Raw genomic sequence first — 18,711 nt, 5'->3', positions numbered from 1 at the left:
TGCAAGTAACAAGAATCTGACATGCAACTGACCTGGCCCATTCTTAGCGTATTGATCTGGCTGCCCATCGCTGCCGGCGTGGCGCTGCTGCTTCTCGGTGATCGCGGTATTGCGCTCGGCCGCTGGGTGGCGCTTGGCGCCACCGTCGCGACCTTCGCGATCTCGACGCTGCTGTACACGCACTTCGACCTGACGACCGCGGAGATGCAGTTCGTCGAGAAACTCGCCTGGATCCCCGCGCTCAGTTCCTGGTACGCGCTCGGCGTCGACGGCATCGCGATGCCGCTGATCATTCTCACGACGTTCATCACCCCGCTGGTGATCATCGCGGCCTGGAGCGTGATCGAGAAGCGGCCGGCACAGTACTTCTCGGCCTTCCTGATTCTGGAAGGGCTGATGGTCGGTGTGTTCGCGGCGACCGATGCCTTGCTGTTCTACGTGCTGTGGGAAGCAATGCTGATTCCGATGTTCATCATCATCGGCGTCTGGGGTGGCGCACGGCGCGTGTATGCGACGCTGAAGTTCTTCCTGTACACGTTCCTCGGTTCGGTGCTGATGCTCGTGTCGCTGATCTACATGTACATGCAGACCTGCGACGCAGGGCAGTGCAGCTACTCGATCGCGGACTTCCAGGAACTGCCGTTGGCCCTGAATGCGCAGCTGCTGATTTTCATGTCGTTCATGCTGGCGTTCGCCGTGAAGGTGCCGATGTGGCCGGTGCATACCTGGCTGCCGGACGCGCACGTCGAGGCACCGACCGGCGGATCGGTCATCCTGGCAGCGATCATGCTGAAGATGGGTGGTTACGGCTTCCTGCGCTTCGCGCTGCCGATCACGCCCGACGCCAGCGCGCAGCTCGACTGGCTGGTCATTTCACTGTCGCTGATTGCCGTGGTGTACATCGGCTTCGTGGCGCTGGTGCAGCAGGACATGAAGAAGCTGATCGCGTATTCGTCCATCGCACACATGGGCTTCGTCACGCTCGGGTCATTCCTCGCGTTCGATCTGCTGCAGGTCAACGGCGACGTGCGTGGCGCGGCAATGGGCATCGACGGTGCGATGGTGCAGATGATTTCGCACGGTCTGATCTCCGGTGCGATGTTCTTCTGCGTCGGCGTCCTCTACGACCGGGTTCACAGCCGTGAAATCAGCGCGTACGGCGGTGTGGCCAACACGATGCCGGTGTTCGCAGCGTTTGCAGTGCTGTTCTCGATGGCCAATGCCGGCTTGCCGGGAACGTCGGGATTCGTAGGCGAATTCCTGGTCATCCTCGCCAGCTTCCGCGCCGACTTCTGGTATGCGTTCCTGGCGGGCATGACGCTCATCCTGGGTGCGGCGTACACGTTGTGGCTGGTGAAGCGCGTGATTTTCGGCGCCGTGGCCAACGAAAATGTGGCAGCGTTGAAGGATCTGAATGGACGTGAATTCATTGTCCTCGGAATCCTGGCGGCGGCCGTGCTGCTGCTCGGGCTCTGGCCGGCGCCGCTGCTGGATGTGATGCGTCCGACGGTCGAGCACCTGGTCCAGCAGATCACCGAATCGAAACTTTAAAGCGCGATCAGCCAGTCATGCCGGAATCCTTGCTTGCCAGCCTCAATCTGTCGGTCGCGTCGGCCGAGATCTTCATGGTCAGTGCCATTTGCGTGGTGCTGCTGGTGGATGTCTTTCTCAGCGACCGCTCCCGCTGGATCACCTATGCGCTGACGTTGCTGTCGCTCGTCGGCGTTGCAATAGTGACGGTGAAGACCGGCGTCTCCGCCCGGGTGTCTGCGCTCGAGGGTGCTTATGTCGCCGACCCGATGGGAGACGTACTCAAGTTGTTCGCCTACGGCACCGTTGCCGTCGCGTTCATGTACTCGCACGACTACCTGCGACGTCGCGGCCTCTTCAAGGGTGAGTACTTCATTCTCGGTCTGAGCGCGTTGCTCGGCATGATGGTCATGATCTCGGCGGGCAGCCTCGTGACCGTCTATCTCGGCGTCGAACTGCTGTCGCTCTCGCTGTACGCGATGGTGGCCTTCGATCGCGATTCGGGCGTGGCCGCGGAATCGGCCATGAAGTACTTCGTCCTGGGTGCCATTGCGTCCGGAACGTTGCTCTACGGCTTCTCCATCCTTTACGGACTGACTGGCACGCTGCAGCTCGACGAACTGGCTCTGGCCGTGCGCGAAGTAGGCCCCGACAAGCTGGGACTGATCTTCGGGCTCGTCTTCATCATTGCGGGCATCGCCTTCAAGTTCGGCGCCGTGCCGTTCCATATGTGGATACCGGACGTCTACCACGGTGCGCCTACGCCGGTGACGATGTTCATCGGGTCGGCGCCGAAGATCGCCTCCTTCGTGCTGGCCATCCGGGTGCTGGCCGAAGGCCTCGATTCGATGGTGGCGAGCTGGCAGGGCATGCTCATCGTGCTTTCCGTGCTGTCGATGATCATCGGCAACGTGGTGGCGATCGCGCAGACCAACCTGAAGCGCATGCTGGCCTATTCGACCATCTCGCACGTCGGCTTCATCCTGCTGGGAATTCTTGCGGGGACGGGCATCGGGTACCGGGCGGCGATGTTCTACACGCTCACGTACGTGATCATGGCGATCGGCTCGTTCGGCATGATTCTGCTGCTGTCGCGTGAAGGCTTCGAGGCCGATCGGATCGAAGACTTCCGTGGCCTCAATCGCAAGAGCCCATGGTTTGCGGCAGTCATGATGATGCTGATGTTCAGTACGGCCGGCGTGCCGCCGTTCGTCGGCTTCTGGGCCAAGATTGCGGTACTTGGCGCCGTCGTCGACGCTGGTCTGGTCTGGCTGGCCGCAGTCGCGGTCCTGCTGTCGGTGGTGGCGGCGTTCTACTACCTGCGCGTGGTGAAGGTCATGTACTTCGACGAGCCGAGCGATTCGGTGGCCGTCGAGGGCGGAGGGGTGGTCCGTGCACTGCTGACGGTCAACGGACTTGCAGTGCTGATACTTGGAATTTTTCCAGGTGCCCTCATTGATCTGTGTGCGCGGGTCCTTCCCTGACGTATTCGGATCGTTTTCCGGGCGCGGTTAGTACCTGAATTGCGAAAGAATCCGAACCTCTTCGGATTTCGTCTTGTAATACTCAATTCAGGCCCTTACAATCCGCGCCCTCTGTTGCGGGGTGGAGCAGTCTGGCAGCTCGTCGGGCTCATAACCCGAAGGTCGCAGGTTCAAATCCTGCCCCCGCTACCAATCCTCCGAGTGGATCACCGGTCGATTGCTACAGAGGCCCTCTGCAGGGCTTAAGGACGCCGGGACGGGCCCGATGAGGGCACGCCGGCACTGAAGGGATGATCACGAGAATGGGCCTTGGGCCCATTTTTCGTTTCTGGGGCTGAATAAACGGGCCATTGAGACCGGAGGTGACCGAATGCTGCGAGATCAGCTTGTCGAGCTGTTGCAGCCCGTCGTTGTCGACCTCGGATACGAGTTGTGGGAACTCGAGTACGCGGCCCGTTCGGGCGGCGGTCTGTTGCGTCTGTATATCGATTCGCCGCAGGGGATCACGGTAGAGGACTGCGAGCGCGTCAGCCGCGCCGTGAGTGAGGCGATGGATGCCAACGATCCCATTTCCGCGCATTACACGCTGGAGGTCTCGTCGCCAGGTCTGGACCGCGTGCTGCGGACGGCCGACCATTTCGCCCGTTTCAGCGGCGAGAGGGTGAAAGTCGAAATGTCAGCGCTGGTGAACGGCCGCAAGCGATTTGCGGGGCTGTTGACCGGTGTGAGCGGGGGCGAGATCGTACTGGAAGTGGATGGCGGCATCGTCAAGCTGCCGATCGATGGAATACACAAGGCGCGGGTAGCGCCAGAAACCTGACCGGACCAATGCCGGAGTTCGCACGATGAACAAAGAAATCCTGATGGTGGTGGACGCAGTCTCCAACGAGAAAGGCGTCGACAAGGAGATCATCTTCGAGGCGCTTGAAGCTGCGCTTGCGTCCGCAACGCGTCGCCGTCATGGCGAAGGCATTGACGTGCGCGTGTCCATCAATCGTAAATCCGGTGATTACGACACATGGCGTCGCTGGAAAGTATTCGCGGACGATTCCACCGAGCTTGAAGTTCCGGACAGCGAGCTGCGTCTCGAGGACGCACTCGATATCTCCAAGGACGCCGAAGTCGGCGGCTACGTCGAAGTGCCGATGGAGTCGGTCGCATTCGGCCGCATCGCGGCGCAGACGGCGAAGCAGGTCATCGTGCAGAAAGTGCGTGAGGCCGAGCGCGCGCAGGTCGTCGAGGAATACCAGAGCCGTGCCGGCACGCTAGTGTCCGGCCTCGTCAAGCGCGTCGATCGCAATGGCGTGTTCGTGGATCTGGGCGCCAATGCCGAAGGCTTCATTCCGCGCGACCAGATGATTCCGCGCGAACCCATCCGCGCCCAGGATCGCGTCAAGGCGTTCCTCAAGGAAGTCCGTTCCGAGCCGCGCGGCCCGCAGCTGTTCCTGTCGCGCACCGCTCCGGAGTTCCTCATCGAGCTCTTCAAGCTCGAGGTGCCGGAAGTGGGCCAGGGCATGATCAATATTCTCGGTGCTGCCCGCGATGCGGGTGTGCGCGCCAAGATCGCGGTCAAGAGCAATGACAGCCGCATCGATCCGGTCGGCGCCTGCGTCGGCATGCGCGGTTCGCGTGTGCAGGCAGTCTCCAACGAGATCGCCGGCGAGCGCGTCGACATCATCCCGTTCGACGAGAACCCCGCGCAGTTCGTCATCAACGCGATGGCGCCTGCAGAGGTCGTGTCGATCGTGGTCGACGAAGATTCGCATTCGATGGACATCGCGGTGACGGAAGAAAAGCTGTCGCAGGCCATCGGCCGCGGCGGTCAGAACATCCGTCTCGCCAGCGAACTGACGGGTTGGGAACTGAACGTCATGACGGAGCAGGCCGCCGTCGAGAAGAGCGAGGGCGAGTCGCGCAAGCTGGTGGAAATGTTCCAGAAGCAGCTCGCGGTCGACGAGGAAGTCGCGCAGATTCTCGTCAGCGAAGGATTCTCGACGGTCGAAGAGATCGCCTACGTGCCGGCGTCCGAACTGGTCGGCATCGAAGAATTCGACGAGGAGATCATCAAGGAACTGCGCAATCGTGCGCGCGATGTGCTGCTCACGCAGGCGATTGCCAGCGAAGAGGAGATCGACAGCGCGGAGCCGTCACAGGACCTGCTGGAGGTCGACGGCATGGACAAGGAGCTGGCATTGGTGCTGGCAAGCAAGGGCATCGTGACCCGAGAAGATCTCGCCGAGCAGGCGATCGACGATCTGACCGAGATCGATGGTATTGATTCCGATCGCGCGGGTGCCCTGATCATGGCGGCGCGCAAGCATTGGTTCGACTCCACAGGGCAGCAGGCCTGAGGCAGCAGCCGGATATGTCGACTGTCCTGACGTCAGCAAAGCACACGCAACCGCACGCGGTCAGTAATGACCGCGCAGCGACGATGGTGTGCGGACGCGGGCATGTGACCTGGAGTTTGGAGCGGGAGGGTGGTTCATGGCGGATGTAACGGTTACCCAGTTTGCCGAGGTACTGAAGGTACCGGTCGAGCGGCTGCTTGCGCAGTTGGGCGAGGCGGGCATTCCCGTGTCCGGCGCCGAGTCGACCATCAGCGACGAGGCGAAGATGGAACTGCTGACGTTCCTGCGCCGCTCGCATGGCCGCACTTTGCCTGGCGCCTCGCCGCCCAAGATCACGCTGCAGCGCAAGTCGCAGGGCGAGATCAAGGTTGCGTCCGCCCAGGGTCGCGCCCGCACGGTTAACGTGGAAGTCCGCACCAAGAAGACCTATCTGAATCGCAATGCCCTGCAGCAGCAGGTGCGCACGCAGAACGAAGAAGTCGATCGCCAGAAGCAGCAGCCCGAGCCGGAACCGATTCCGGTGGTCGAGGAAGTGCCGCTGACTCCGGAGGAAATGGAAGCCCGTGAAGCGCAGCGTCGCGAAGAGCAGCAGCGCGAGGCGGAGCAGCGCGAAGCGGCTATGCGCCAGATGGTTGAGAACGAAGCGCGTAACATGGCTGAGGCGGAAGCACGCGAGGCCGCCGAGACCGAGGCGCGACGCCAGATCGATGCGCGTCTTGCCGAAGAGCGCAAGCTGGCTCAGGCGGCGCGCCCGGAGGCCCCCAAGGCCGTGCGCACCGACGCCCCGCGTACGGACCGCGATGCGAAGAGCTTCCAGCGTACGGAGCTGCACGTTTCGAGCGATGCCAGCGCGCGCTTCAAGAAGAAGAAGCAGTACCAGCAGCAGTCGCGATCGCGACGACCCGTGCACGTCAATGTCGGCGGTCAGCACGGATTCGAGCGGCCTGCTGCGCCAGTCAAGCGCGATGTCCAGGTTGGCGAGACCGTCACGGTCGCCGAACTGGCACAGCGCATGGCCGTCAAGGCCAACGAAGTCATCAAGGTCATGATGAACATGGGTGTGATGGCCACCATCAACCAGCCCATCGATCAGGACACGGCAATCCTGGTGATCGAGGAACTCGGTCACACCGCGGTCGTGCTGAAGGAAAACGCGCTCGAAGACGAACTGCTGGTTACCGATTCGTCCCACGAGTTGATGTCGCGTCCACCAGTCGTGACCGTCATGGGCCACGTCGATCACGGCAAGACCTCGCTGCTGGACTACATCCGGCGTACCAAAGTCGCCTCCGGCGAAGCTGGCGGTATCACGCAGCACGTTGGCGCGTACCACGTCGAGACGCCGAAGGGTGTCATCACATTCCTCGATACGCCGGGACACGCAGCCTTTACGGCCATGCGTGCACGCGGCGCACAGGTTACGGACATCGTCATTCTGGTGGTTGCAGCCGATGACGGCGTGATGCCGCAGACCATTGAAGCCATCGAACATGCGCGCGCCGCCGAAGTGCCGGTGGTCGTAGCGGTCAACAAGATCGACAAGCACGACAAGGATCTCGATCGCATCAAGAACGATCTGGCGAAATACAACATCATTCCCGAAGAGTGGGGCGGCGATACGCAGTTCGCGTACGTGTCCGCCAAGACCGGCGAAGGCATCGACAAGCTGCTCGAATCCATACTGCTGCAGGCAGACGTGCTCGAACTCAAGGCGACGCGCGATGGCCTCGCTGCCGGCGTCGTCATCGAGTCCACCATGGAGAAGGGTCGCGGTGCCGTGGCTACGGTGCTGGTGAAGCGTGGCGTGCTGAGGCCGGGCGATCCGATCATTGCGGGCCAGGAATTCGGCCGCGTCCGTGCCATGTTCGATGAGACAGGCAAGTCCGTTGACGAAGCCGGTCCGTCGCTTCCCGTCGTGGTGCTCGGCCTGTCGGGCGCACCGAACGCCGGCGACGACCTGCTGGTCGTGGAAAGCGAACGCAAGGCTCGCGAAGTCGCGCTGTATCGTCAGGGCAAGTACCGCGACACCAAGCTCGCGAAGCAGGGTCCGGCGAAGTTCGAGGACATGATGTCCCAGATGGGCGATGGCAAGACCGCCACCATCCAGGTCGTACTGAAGGCGGACGTGCAGGGCAGCGCGGAAGCATTACGCGATGCGTTGTCGAAGCTGAGCACCGACGAAGTTGCCGTGAAGGTCATTTCGAGCGGCATCGGCGGCATTACCGAGTCGGACGTCACGATGGCTCAGGCGGCGAACGCGCGCATCATCGGTTTCAATGTTCGCGCCGACAGTTCGGCCCGCAACATGATCAAGGAATCCGGTATCGACGTGCGCTACTACAGCGTCATCTACGAGGCGATCGACGACATACGTGCAGCGCTCTCGGGCATGCTAGCGCCGGAGGTCAAGGAGCAGATCGTCGGTCTCGCGGAAGTGCGCGACGTATTCCGTTCCAGCAAGTTCGGCACTGTGGCGGGCAGCATCGTGGTCGACGGCTATTTGCGTCGCAACAATCCGATCCGCGTGCTGCGGGATAACGTGGTGATCTTCGAGGGTGAGCTCGAATCGCTGCGCCGCTTCAAGGACGACGTCAATGAAGTGCGTGCGGGCACCGAGTGCGGTATCGCAGTTCAGAACTACAACGACGTTCGGGTCGGCGATCAGATCGAATGCTTCTCCCGTTTCGAGGTGGCGCGCTCGGTTTGAGCGCGTCGTCAGGCCGATCAGCATGACCACCCGCTCCAGAAGCAACCGGGCTTTTCCCAGGCACCGCCGCGTCGGACAGCAGATTCAGCGCGCGCTGAGCGATCTCATTCGTCGCGAGATTCGCGATCCGCGGCTGGGCATGGTGACGCTCACGGAAGTGCGTGTGACCAGCGACCTCAGCTACGCGACGATCTACTACTCGGTGCTGAATGCGAAACCCGAGGAAGCGCATGAAGTGCTGCAGTCGGTTGCCGAGATTTTGCGCGGGCCGCTGGGCCGTGCATTGCAGCTGCGGCACGCGCCGGAGTTGCGTTTCGTTCCGGATGAACTGATCGAAGGCGGCGCCCGGCTGTCGGCGCTGATCAACAAGGCCGTGAGCCAGGATGTCTCGCGCCACATCGACGAACCCCCGGAAGATTCCCCGGAAGATTCTCGAGACGATTCCCCGGACGATCCTCAAGACGATTCCGTCGACCAATCCGACAACGACGACCCGAAGCGCTGACGCCATGTCGAAGCCGCGACGCTTCTATCGCGATGTCGACGGCATTCTGCTGCTCGACAAACCTCTCGGACTGTCATCGAACGCTGCTTTGCAGCAGGCCCGGGCAATCTTCGCGGCCAATAAAGCGGGACATGCCGGAAGCCTCGACCCGCTGGCCTCGGGATTGCTCCCCATCTGCTTCGGGCAGGCCACCAAGGTGTGCGGACGCCTGCTCGATGCGGGCAAGACCTACCTGGTCGACGTCCAGCTGGGGGCGCGTACGGAGTCGCTGGATCTCGAGACGGAGATCATCGAGCGCGCACCGGTTCCGCCGCTGACGGAGGAAGGGGTCGATACGGTACTGGCCGGATTCATGGGTGAGCAGGAACAGATTCCCCCGATGCACTCGGCACTCAAGCACCAAGGGCAACGCCTGTACGAACTCGCGCGTCGCGGAGAGTCAGTGGAGAGGCCTCCGCGCCGGATCCATATCTACCGGATACAGCGTCGGCATTTTTCCGGCGACCGTCTGGAGTTCGAGGTCAGCTGCTCGAAGGGCACCTACATTCGCTCGCTTGCCGCCGATATCGCCGCCCGACTCGGGACGCTGGGCTATCTCGCCGGTCTCAGGCGCCTGTTCGTCGAGCCCTTCGAGCGGTTCCCGATGCAGGACCTGCAGAGCCTTGAATCGGTATGCAAAGAGGGTGGGGCGGCGGCGCTTGACCAGCTCCTGTTGCCCTGCGACGTCGCCTTCGACGATCTCGATCGCGTATCGCTGGGAGACGCGGCGATGAACGTTCTGCTGCTCGGGCAGCTCGCCCAGGGCGAGTCCCAGGCCCGCAATGGTGCGTCCCTGCGGGCGTACGACGACACCGGGCGATTCCTCGGCCTGGTTGAGGGACAGCCTGATGGCCGGGTCAGGCCTGTACGCCTTTTTGTATCCACGGGCGCCTCCGGCAGTATGGTCGCGCGCTAGGCCACGGCCAGATCGGCCTGGATGGTTGCCCGCGTAGGCCCCGGATTTCAGGCTGGTTTTGCTTGTGATCGCCGCTAGGGCGCGAGTAGAATGCGCGGCTCTCAAAACGGCCCCAAATTTAAGTAATTTCAGGATTGAGCAAGATGTCACTGTCGACCGAGCAGAAAGACGGAATCGTCCAGCAGTACCGCCGCAACGCGAACGACACGGGTTCGCCGGAAGTGCAGATCGCACTGCTGTCGGCTCGCATCAACGAACTCGGCGAACACTTCGGCTCGCACAAGCGCGACCATGCGTCGCGTCGTGGCCTGCTGAAGATGGTGAATCAGCGCCGCAAGCTCCTCGACTATCTCAAGAACAACGCTCCTGATCGCTACCAGACGATCGTCGCCAGCCTCGGCCTGCGTCGCTGATCGTTGACTGCGGATGACGCCATGAAGCGTACGTCCGATCCATTGCATCAAACGTCCATTCATTCCGCCATCTGGTAGGAAGTATCGTGAGCGCCATCAAGAAAACTTTTGCCTACGGTCAGCATCAAGTCACCATCGAAACAGGCGAGATGGCTCGCCAGGCCGACGGTGCTGTCCTCGTTTCCATGGGCGATTCCGTCGTGCTCGTCACGGCAGTCGCACGCAAGAAAGCCGATCCCAACAAGGATTTCTTTCCCCTTACCGTCAACTACATCGAGAAGACCTATGCCGCGGGTCGCATTCCCGGCGGCTTCTTCAAGCGCGAAGGCCGTCCTACCGAAAAGGAAACGCTGACCTCGCGCCTGATCGATCGCCCCATTCGCCCGCTGTTCCCTGAGGGCTTCATCAACGAAGTGCAGGTGGTTGCGACCGTGGTGTCGGTCAACCCTGACATCGATACTGACATTCCGGCGTTGCTGGGCGCCTCGGCTGCGCTCGCGCTGTCGGGTTTGCCTTTCCAGGGCCCGATCGGTGCCGCGCGCGTCGGCTATATCGATGGCCAGTACGTGTTGAATCCGACCAGCACCCAGCTGAAGACCTCGAAGCTGGACCTTGTGGTCGCCGGCACGTCCGAGGCAGTGTTGATGGTCGAATCCGAAGCGCACCAGCTCTCTGAAGAAGTCATGCTCGGCGCCGTTGTTTTCGGTCACGAGCAGCAGCAGGTCGCGATCAATGTCATCAACGAACTGAAGGCCGAAGCAGGCAAGCAGGCGTGGAACTGGCAGGCAGCTGCCGCCAACTCGGCGCTCGAGGCTGCTGTGGCTGCACAGGCTGAAAAGAGCCTGTCCGATGCCTACCAGGTGATTGAGAAGCAGGCCCGTCAGGCTCGCGTTACCGAAGCCAAGCTGGCTGCAGTGACCGCGCTTTCGGGTGGCGAGGCTCCGGCGTACACCGCCGATGCCGTCAGCAAGGAACTCGGCAATCTCGAGTATCGCATCGTGCGCAATCGCATCATTGCCGGTGAGCCGCGCATCGACGGCCGCGACATGAAGACGGTTCGTCCGATCGCAGTACGCACTGGCGTTCTGCCTCGCACACACGGCTCGTCGCTGTTCACCCGCGGCGAGACGCAGGCTTTGGTCGTGACGACACTCGGCACCGGCCGTGATGCGCAGATCATCGATGCGCTCGCGGGCGAGCGTAAAGAGCCGTTCATGCTCCACTACAATTTCCCTCCGTTCAGCGTCGGTGAGACCGGCATGATGGGATCGCCGAAGCGCCGCGAAATCGGCCACGGCAACCTCGCGCGCCGCGGCATCTGGGCAGTGATGCCTGACATGACGACGTTCCCGTACGTCATCCGCGTGGTGTCCGAAGTTCTCGAATCGAACGGCTCAAGCTCGATGGCCAGCGTCTGCGGCACCAGCCTGGCGCTGATGGATGCGGGCGTACCGATCAAGGCCGCTGTCGCCGGTGTGGCGATGGGCCTGGTGAAGGAAGGCGACAAGTTCCAGGTGCTCACCGACATCCTCGGTGACGAAGATCACCTCGGCGACATGGATTTCAAGGTTGCCGGCAGCCGCGCGGGCGTCACTGCCCTGCAGATGGACATCAAGATCAACGGCATCACCAAGGAAATCATGCAGGTTGCACTCGAGCAGGCGAAGGCCGGCCGACTGCACATCCTCGACGAGATGGACAAGGTGATCTCTGCGCCGCGCGCCAAGATGTCGGAATGGGCGCCGTCGATCATCACCATCAAGATCGATCCCGAGAAGATCCGCGAAGTCATCGGCAAGGGTGGTGCGGTCATCCGTGCCATCACCGAAGAAACCGGTACGTCGATCGACATCGAGAACGACGGCACGGTCAAGATTGCGTCCGTTGACGGTACATCGGGTCGCGAAGCCCAGCGTCGCATCGAGCTGATCACGGCGGAAGTCGAAGTCGGCCGGATCTACGAAGGTCGCGTGGCACGCCTGATGGATTTCGGCGCGTTCGTCACGATCCTTCCCGGCAAGGATGGCCTCGTGCACATCTCGCAGATCTCCAATGAGCGCGTCGAGCGCGTCAGCGACAAGCTCAAGGAAGGCGATGTCGTACGCGTGAAGGTGCTGGAAGTCGATCGCCAGGGCCGCGTGCGCCTGAGCATGCGCGACGTCGACGCCGCCTAAGCCGCGTTTTCAGTCGCAGAAACAAAAGGCGCCGTCAGCAATGACGGCGCCTTTTTTATTTCAGAGCGAAGTTTCACACGGAGTTCACGGAGATCACGGAGAAAGGCGAAGGGGAGAAGGCATCTCAACAATGACCTTCTTCGACTCCGTGGTCTCCGTGACCTCCGTGTGAACTTCCGACTCCGGATTCTTTGCGATCAGACCCGCTTCTCGTGCGGCTCTTCCGGCTGATCGTCGTCGCGCTCCTTCGGGCGAGCGCCGGGTGAAACCGCGCCGCCGCTCATTGCCCGGAAGATGTCTTCCTGGATGGCCCGCCAGCGTTCGAGATTCTTCTGGGTCAGGGCGGAGATGGAATCGAACGCGTCGCTACCCGTGGTGCTGCGAAAACTGTCGCGAAACTGTTGCTGCTGGCTTGCCAGCAGCTTGAGGCTTTGCTCGAGATAGCTGCCCACGAAGGTCTGCATCGCGCCCCCATAGGAGCGAATGACCTGCGACAGGAAGTCCTGACTCATCAGGGGCTCGCCGGTGTGTTCCTGCTCGGCGATGACCTGCAGCAGAATCGAGCGGGTGATGTCGTCCTGGGATTTCTTGTCGATGACGACGAAGTCGACCTTGTCCATCACGAGCCGCCGGATGTCGGCGAGCGTGATATAGCGGCTCTCCACCGTGTCGTAGAGACGGCGGTTCGGATATTTCTTGATGACTCTCGGCTCGGACATGGGTGCTCCCAAAGTCAATGCAGGAGCCAGGAACCGGTCTATATCAAGGGCCTGGGCATACTAACCGGATCCGCGGCACCTGCCCAATAAGCGGGTTCACATCGACGGCGCCGGTGCGGATAAGCCAGAGTGCAAAGGATCCAGTCGCCAGTGTTCGGTCGCCCAGTTCCATAGCGTGGCCGGTTCCGCCCGACGCAGATCCTGCGGTGGGCTCTGTCGTAGAAACAGCAGTGCACGCCACAGTTCCTCCCCCGGTCGGGTCAGATCCACAGCCGCTGCGCCTGCCGACTTCGACAGTTTGATCCCGTTGAGGTCGGTTGCTACCGGCACATGTGCGTACTCGGGTGTCGGCAGTCCGAGGCATTGTTGCAGCAGTATCTGACGTGGCGTGCTGTGAAGCAGGTCGGCGCCACGGACGACATGAGTGATGCCTTGAGCGTGGTCGTCGACCACGACGGCAAGTTGGTAGGCAAACAGACCATCCCGCCTGCGGATGACGAAATCGCCGACTTCCGCGGCTACGTCGACCCGTATGCGACCCTGAATGCGGTCGTCGAAGGCGATTTCAGTCGGCGGTACGCGCAAGCGGATAGCGAGAGGACGGTCCGGAAAGCGTGGCTCGACGCGACACCATCCGGGGTAGCGCAACTCCTCGCCGTCGGCGGGACTCGTCGATTGAGCCTGCTGAATGTCGGCGCGGCTGCAGGAGCAGGGATAGGCCAGGTCGGTGGCGAGGAGGCGATCGAGCGCCGCCTGGTACAGCTCGGTGCGTTCACTCTGCCGCACGATGGACTCAGTCCAGTCGAATCCCAGGGATTCGAGCGACTGAACGATGGCGTCGGCACTCCCCGCAACCTCGCGTGGTCGATCCAGATCCTCCATGCGGATGAGCCACTCGCCGCCGGCCCGCCGGGCATCAAGGTAGCTGGCGACTGCGGCTACCAGCGATCCGAAGTGAAGCAGGCCGGTCGGGGAGGGGGCGAAACGACCGCGGTAGGAAGGCACTAGGGTCGAGGCTCCGGGTGCCGGGTGGCCAGTCAGGGACCGGGCCGTGCAGCCCGGTCCCTGGTGCTTTAGCGGTAGCGGTCGTCCCGGTCGCCGTACTGTTTTTCGCGGCGCTCGCGACGCTCCTGTGCTTCGATCGACAAGGTGGCGACGGGGCGGGCCTCGAGACGCTTCACGCCGATCTCTTCGCCGGTTTCGTTGCAGTAACCGTAGCTGCCGTCGTCGATGCGCTTCAGAGCCTCGTCGATCTTGCGGATCAGCTTGCGTTCGCGGTCGCGCGTACGCAGCTCCAGGCTGAATTCCGATTCCTGGGTGGCGCGGTCGTTCGGATCCGGGAAGTTGGCGGCTTCATCCTTCATGTGCAGCACGGTCCGATCGACTTCCTGCATCAGGTCCCGTTTCCAGGTTTCCAGAATGTTGCGGAAGTGAGCGAGCTGCTCCTTGTTCATGTACTGCTCGCCGCGGCGAGCAATGTACGGCTTCACATTGCGCGGGCCGGCCAGCAGGCTGCGGGCACGGGGATCCTGGGCGTCACCTTCGTCGTCGCCTGCGGCGAGATCGGTTTGGTCCAGCGAACGATTTGAAACGGGTCGTAGGGGCATCGGGTCTTTAGGTCTCGGCTCGGTGGTAGGCTTCGCGGCGGGCTTGATCGCCTCGACCGTAGGCGGCGGCGCGGCCTTCACAGGCTTGGCGGCAGGTTGGACTTTCGCGGCAGCGGCCTTGGCGGCCGGCTTTACCGCCGGCACAGGGTTGGCCGGAGCTGTTTTGCTGCGAGCAGCGACAGCGGGCTTTTTCGCCGGGGCGGATTTCTTTACCGGGGCAGCTTTCCTGACGACAGGCTTCTTTGCCTTCGTCGTCTTGGTGGCTGGTTTCTTCGCGGCCATTCAGAGCCTCCCCTTGCCGTGCCGCAATTACGCGGAGCGGTCAGTTGCGAAAGTCGATTCTCAACAAGGGCCGCGATTATACAGACGCGGCCCTCGGCGTACAGGGGCACGAAAACACTGAATTTTCCAGCTCCCGACCGCCTCCCTGGTGGCGCCGGGCCGGATCGCGTGCCGATCCGGTAAACCGCTGCACACTGTCGATCGAGAGCGACAGGCTTGCTGGTTCACCGGACGATTTTTTTTGGGGCTGCGGGGGGCGGAGTGATTCCGTACACTACGGCGCCAAATCGTTCTCGACCGAATTCATTCCAACCGATCAGGGTTCCGTCATCGATGCGCGTAATTCGTCGCCAGTCTGTCCGGACGCAGGACGACGGCGCCGTGCTTGCCGGCGCGCTCGCCTGCCGATGTCAGTCCCTGACGCCCATGCCGACTCAGGAGCGCGATGCGCCTTAGCAAGATCAAACTGGCCGGGTTCAAATCCTTCGTCGACCCGACCTCCGTCAGTCTGCCGGGCAACCTGATCGGAGTCGTCGGTCCGAATGGTTGCGGCAAGTCCAACATCATCGATGCCGTCCGCTGGGTCATGGGTGAGATCTCCGCCAAGCACCTGCGCGGCGGTTCGATGGCGGACGTGGTGTTCAACGGATCGAGCTCGCGCAAGCCGGTCGGCACGGCCTCGGTCGAACTCGTCTTCGACAATTCCGATGGCACGCTCGGCGGGCAGTACGCGGGCTACAACGAAGTGTCCCTGAAGCGAGTCGTCTCGCGCGACGGCACCTCGGCGTATTTCCTGAACGGCATTCGTTGCCGGCGCAAGGACATCACCCAGCTGTTCCTCGGTACCGGCCTCGGTGCCCGCAGCTACGCCATCATCGAGCAGGGCATGATTTCGCGCGTCATCGAAGCGCGCCCGGAAGAGCTGCGTGGTTTCATCGAAGAAGCCGCCGGCATCTCCAAGTACAAGGAGCGTCGCCGCGAGACCGAGAATCGCATTTCGCACACCAGGGAGAACCTGGAGCGACTCAACGACGTCCGCGAGGAAGTGGACAAGCAGTTGCGACACCTGCAGCGCCAGGCCGCCACGGCCCGCCGCTATCAGACCCTGAAGCAGGACGAGCGCAAAGTGAGCGCCGAACTCCTGGCACTGCGCTTGCGCGTCATCGATCACGACTCGCAATCCAAGGACGGCGTTCTGCGCGAGCGCGACACGGAAATGCAGGCCGCCATCGCCGAACTGCGTTCCATCGAATCGTCGATCGAAACCACCCGCGAGGAGTTCACGGAGAAGTCCGAATCGCTCAATGCGGTGCAGGGGCGCTATTACCAGATCGGCGCCGAGATCTCCCGCGCCGAACAGTCGATCCAGCACGGTCGCGAACTGCGCCAGCGCCAGAAGACCGAGCTCGAGCAGGCAGAACGGGGTGCCGCCGAGGCTGCTTCGCACCTGACGCGCGATCAGTCCCAGATCGACGAATTGCGCAGCGAGCTGGAGCACCTGGAGCCCGGCCTGACGGCAGCGCGTGAGCGCGAACGTGCCTCCGCCGAAGCGCTCTCGCTGGTCGAAGAGTCGATGCAGGACTGGCAGGAACGCTGGGAAGATTTCAATCGCGAATCGCGCAGCGCCAGCGAAAAAACGCAGGTGGAGAAGGCCCGCATCGAGCAGCTCGAGCATCAGCTCGAGCGGCTGAGCGCACAGCGCGAGCGGCTCGGCAAGGAGCTTGAAACGCTCGGCACCGCCGATATCGAAATCCGCATCGAAGCGCTGCTCGAGCAGGAAGCGCAGGCACTCAATGCCGGCGAGTCTGCCGCAACCCAGTTGCAGTCCGTCAGCGAGGAACTGCAGCAGGCACGTGATCGCCAGCGCCAGCTGGCCTCGACGACGGAAAGCGGCCGCAAGGAATTGCAGGAAGCCCAGGGCCGGCTCATGTCGTTGCAGGCATTGCAGCAGGCGGCGCTCGGGCTCGCGCAGGGCAAAGTCACCGAATGGCTCTCGGCGAATTCGCTGACGACGCGGCCGCGCCTCGCGCAGCAGCTCTCTGTCGAACAGGGTTGGGAACGCGCCGTCGAGACCGTGCTGGGCTCGTACCTGGAGTCCGTGTCGGTGGATGCGATCGATTCGATCGCCACCCAGCTCGATTCCCTGCAGGTGGGCTCGGTGAGCTTCTTCGCCGACAGCGGCGTGAGTTCAGTCATTGCCGATGGCAGCCGGTTGCTGGCGAAGGTGCAGGGCCCTTCGGCCATTGCAGCGCTGCTCACTGGCATCGTCGCCGTCGATACGCTTGCCGAAGCACTGTCGTTGCGCCAGACGCTGCAGGTTGGCGAATCCGTCATCACACGCGACGGTATCTGGATCGGTCGCGACTGGCTGCGGGTCAGCCGCGACAAGGATGTGCACGCCGGTGTCATCGGTCGCGAGAAGGAAATGCGCGAACTGCGTGAGACGGTCAGCGCCGCGGAAGAGAAGCAGGAAAGCCTGCAGGCAGAAGCGGATGCGATTCGCGAACGGCTCGTGGCGCTTGAAGAGCGTCGTGACAACCTGCAAGGCGAGGCGAACCGTCTGTATCGCTCGCATAGCGAGCTGAGTTCGCAGGCAGCGTCGTTGCGCAGCAAGGCGGAACAGACGGCCGAGCGGGCTCGCAAGATCGATGCCGAGATCATCGAGCTGCAGAGCGACTATGAACGCGCCGATGCGGCGGTGGCGACTGCCCGCGCTCGCCTGGAGGAAGGCATCGACCAGATGGCGCAGTTCGAATCCGCGCGCGTCGAGCTGGAACAGGAGCGTGACTCGCTGCGCCAGAACCTGAACCTGAAGCGTTCGCAGGCGCAGACCGATCGCGATGGTGCCCAGGAAGTCGCGATCAAGCTCGAATCGAAGCGCTCGACATTGGCCTCTGTCTCAGGTGGGCTCGAGCGCCTGCAGCATCAGCTCGAGCAGATGCAGCAACGCCGGGACGAACTGACGCAGCAGATGGCCGTGGGCGAAGAGCCTCTCGAACTGCTGGCCGCCAGGCTCGAAGAGTTTCTGCAGCAGCGCATCGGCGTCGAACAGGAACTCACTGCAGCGCGCAATACGCTGGAAGGCGCCGAGGGTCGCATGCGCACGCTCGATCAGCGTCGTATGGATATCGAAAGCAGCGTCGAGGAGGCGCGTGATCGTCTCGAAGGTATCCGCATGGCCGCGCAGGAACTGAAGGTCCGGCGCGAGACGCTGATGGAACAGTTCCAGGCGACGCATTTCGAACTGGAAACGGTGTACCAGGAAATGCCTCCCGAAGCCGAAGTGGTTGCCTGGGAGCGCACGCTGGTCGACCTGACGCAGAAGATCGAGCGGCTGGGCCAGGTGAACCTCGCGGCCATCGACGAGTTCAAGGAACAGTCGGAGCGCAAGGAATACCTCGACCGTCAGTTCAAGGACCTCACGGATGCGCTCGAAACACTCGATACCGCCATCCGCAAGATCGATCGCGAAACCCGTTCGCGCTTCCAGGACACGTTCGATCGCGTCAATGCCGGTCTGAAGGAACGCTTCCCGCGGCTGTTCGGCGGCGGTCACGCGTATCTGGAGCTGGCGGGCGAAGACATCCTGAGCGCCGGCGTGTCGATCATGGCGCGGCCTCCGGGCAAGCGGAACGTCACGATCAATCAGCTGTCCGGCGGCGAGAAAGCGCTGACGGCCGTGGCGCTGGTGTTCTCGATCTTCGAACTCAACCCGGCGCCGTTCTGTCTGCTGGACGAAGTGGACGCGCCGCTCGACGACAACAACGTCGGGCGCTTCTGCGAGACCGTCAAGGAAATGTCGAGCCGCGTGCAGTTCATCTTCATCACCCACAACAAATCGACGATGGAACTTGCCTCGCAGCTGATCGGCGTCACCATGCACGAGCCCGGCGTATCGCGTCTGGTCGCGGTAGACGTCGACGAGGCGGTGCGCATGGCGGCGATGTAATGAGCGTGTGTTCGGGAGTGTCTTTCTGAGTGAGC

Annotated in this window: 13 protein-coding genes and 1 tRNA gene; 11 read left to right on the top strand and 3 right to left on the bottom strand. The window is 62.5% G+C overall.

From position 1 onward, the window contains the following. Nucleotides 1–21 precede the first annotated feature (21 nt). The 10 genes from VIZ63_RS12480 to pnp all read left to right on the top strand — a co-directional run bounded on the left by VIZ63_RS12480 (nt 22) and on the right by pnp (nt 12,119). Nucleotides 22–1,551 carry an NADH-quinone oxidoreductase subunit M gene (locus VIZ63_RS12480; protein WP_331609963.1) on the top strand — a complete coding sequence of 510 codons (1,530 nt, stop codon included), beginning with the start codon at nt 22–24 and terminating at the stop codon, nt 1,549–1,551. 17 nt (nt 1,552–1,568) lie between these two features. Beyond that, nucleotides 1,569–3,014, top strand: coding sequence for an NADH-quinone oxidoreductase subunit NuoN (gene nuoN, locus VIZ63_RS12475; protein WP_331609962.1), 1,446 nt, complete (start codon nt 1,569–1,571; stop codon nt 3,012–3,014). A 115-nt stretch (nt 3,015–3,129) separates the two neighbouring features. Beyond that, nucleotides 3,130–3,206, top strand: a tRNA-Met gene (locus VIZ63_RS12470). Between the two features lie 178 nt (nt 3,207–3,384). After that, nucleotides 3,385–3,834 (top strand): ribosome maturation factor RimP, encoded by a 450-nt coding sequence (gene rimP, locus VIZ63_RS12465; protein ID WP_331609961.1) that lies wholly within the window; start codon nt 3,385–3,387, stop codon nt 3,832–3,834. 25 nt (nt 3,835–3,859) lie between these two features. Next, on the top strand, nt 3,860–5,365 hold the full coding sequence (nusA, locus tag VIZ63_RS12460; RefSeq protein ID WP_331609960.1) for a transcription termination factor NusA: 1,506 nt from the start codon (nt 3,860–3,862) through the stop codon (nt 5,363–5,365). 136 nt (nt 5,366–5,501) lie between these two features. Beyond that, nucleotides 5,502–8,072 (top strand): translation initiation factor IF-2, encoded by a 2,571-nt coding sequence (gene infB / locus VIZ63_RS12455; protein ID WP_331609959.1) that lies wholly within the window; start codon nt 5,502–5,504, stop codon nt 8,070–8,072. A gap of 22 nt (nt 8,073–8,094) precedes the next feature. Then, nucleotides 8,095–8,577, top strand: a complete 483-nt coding sequence (gene rbfA, locus VIZ63_RS12450; protein WP_331609957.1) for a 30S ribosome-binding factor RbfA — start codon at nt 8,095–8,097, stop codon at nt 8,575–8,577. 4 nt (nt 8,578–8,581) lie between these two features. Further along, on the top strand, nt 8,582–9,532 hold the full coding sequence (truB, locus tag VIZ63_RS12445; protein WP_331609956.1) for a tRNA pseudouridine(55) synthase TruB: 951 nt from the start codon (nt 8,582–8,584) through the stop codon (nt 9,530–9,532). Nucleotides 9,533–9,675: 143 nt separating this feature from the next. Further along, nucleotides 9,676–9,945, top strand: coding sequence for a 30S ribosomal protein S15 (gene rpsO / locus VIZ63_RS12440; RefSeq protein ID WP_331609955.1), 270 nt, complete (start codon nt 9,676–9,678; stop codon nt 9,943–9,945). Between the two features lie 149 nt (nt 9,946–10,094). Continuing rightward, entirely contained in the window at nt 10,095–12,119 is a 2,025-nt protein-coding gene (gene pnp / locus VIZ63_RS12435) for a polyribonucleotide nucleotidyltransferase (RefSeq protein ID WP_414703796.1), read from the top strand. 197 nt (nt 12,120–12,316) lie between these two features. On the opposite strand, the gene phaR is transcribed toward pnp, so the two are convergent. From phaR to dksA, 3 genes are all read right to left on the bottom strand, one after another. Further along, nucleotides 12,317–12,838: a polyhydroxyalkanoate synthesis repressor PhaR gene (gene phaR, locus VIZ63_RS12430; RefSeq protein ID WP_331609954.1), complete on the bottom strand. Its 522-nt coding sequence runs from the start codon at nt 12,836–12,838 to the stop codon at nt 12,317–12,319. Between the two features lie 96 nt (nt 12,839–12,934). Continuing rightward, the gene (gene gluQRS / locus VIZ63_RS12425) at nt 12,935–13,843 is read right to left on the bottom strand and encodes a tRNA glutamyl-Q(34) synthetase GluQRS (protein ID WP_331609952.1); all 909 of its coding nucleotides are present in this window, start codon (nt 13,841–13,843) and stop codon (nt 12,935–12,937) included. Between the two features lie 68 nt (nt 13,844–13,911). Next, nucleotides 13,912–14,727: an RNA polymerase-binding protein DksA gene (gene dksA, locus VIZ63_RS12420; protein ID WP_331609951.1), complete on the bottom strand. Its 816-nt coding sequence runs from the start codon at nt 14,725–14,727 to the stop codon at nt 13,912–13,914. A 445-nt stretch (nt 14,728–15,172) separates the two neighbouring features. Between dksA and smc the strand changes: the two genes are divergently transcribed. Continuing rightward, the gene (gene smc, locus VIZ63_RS12415) at nt 15,173–18,676 is read left to right on the top strand and encodes a chromosome segregation protein SMC (protein ID WP_331609950.1); all 3,504 of its coding nucleotides are present in this window, start codon (nt 15,173–15,175) and stop codon (nt 18,674–18,676) included. Nucleotides 18,677–18,711: the final 35 nt, after the last annotated feature.

The sequence above is a fragment of the Povalibacter sp. genome, from assembly GCF_036520495.1.
Taxonomy (GTDB): Bacteria; Pseudomonadota; Gammaproteobacteria; order Steroidobacterales; family Steroidobacteraceae; genus Steroidobacter.
The sequence above is the reverse complement of the archived record's forward strand: the minus strand, read 5'-3'. Positions and strand labels throughout refer to the sequence as shown.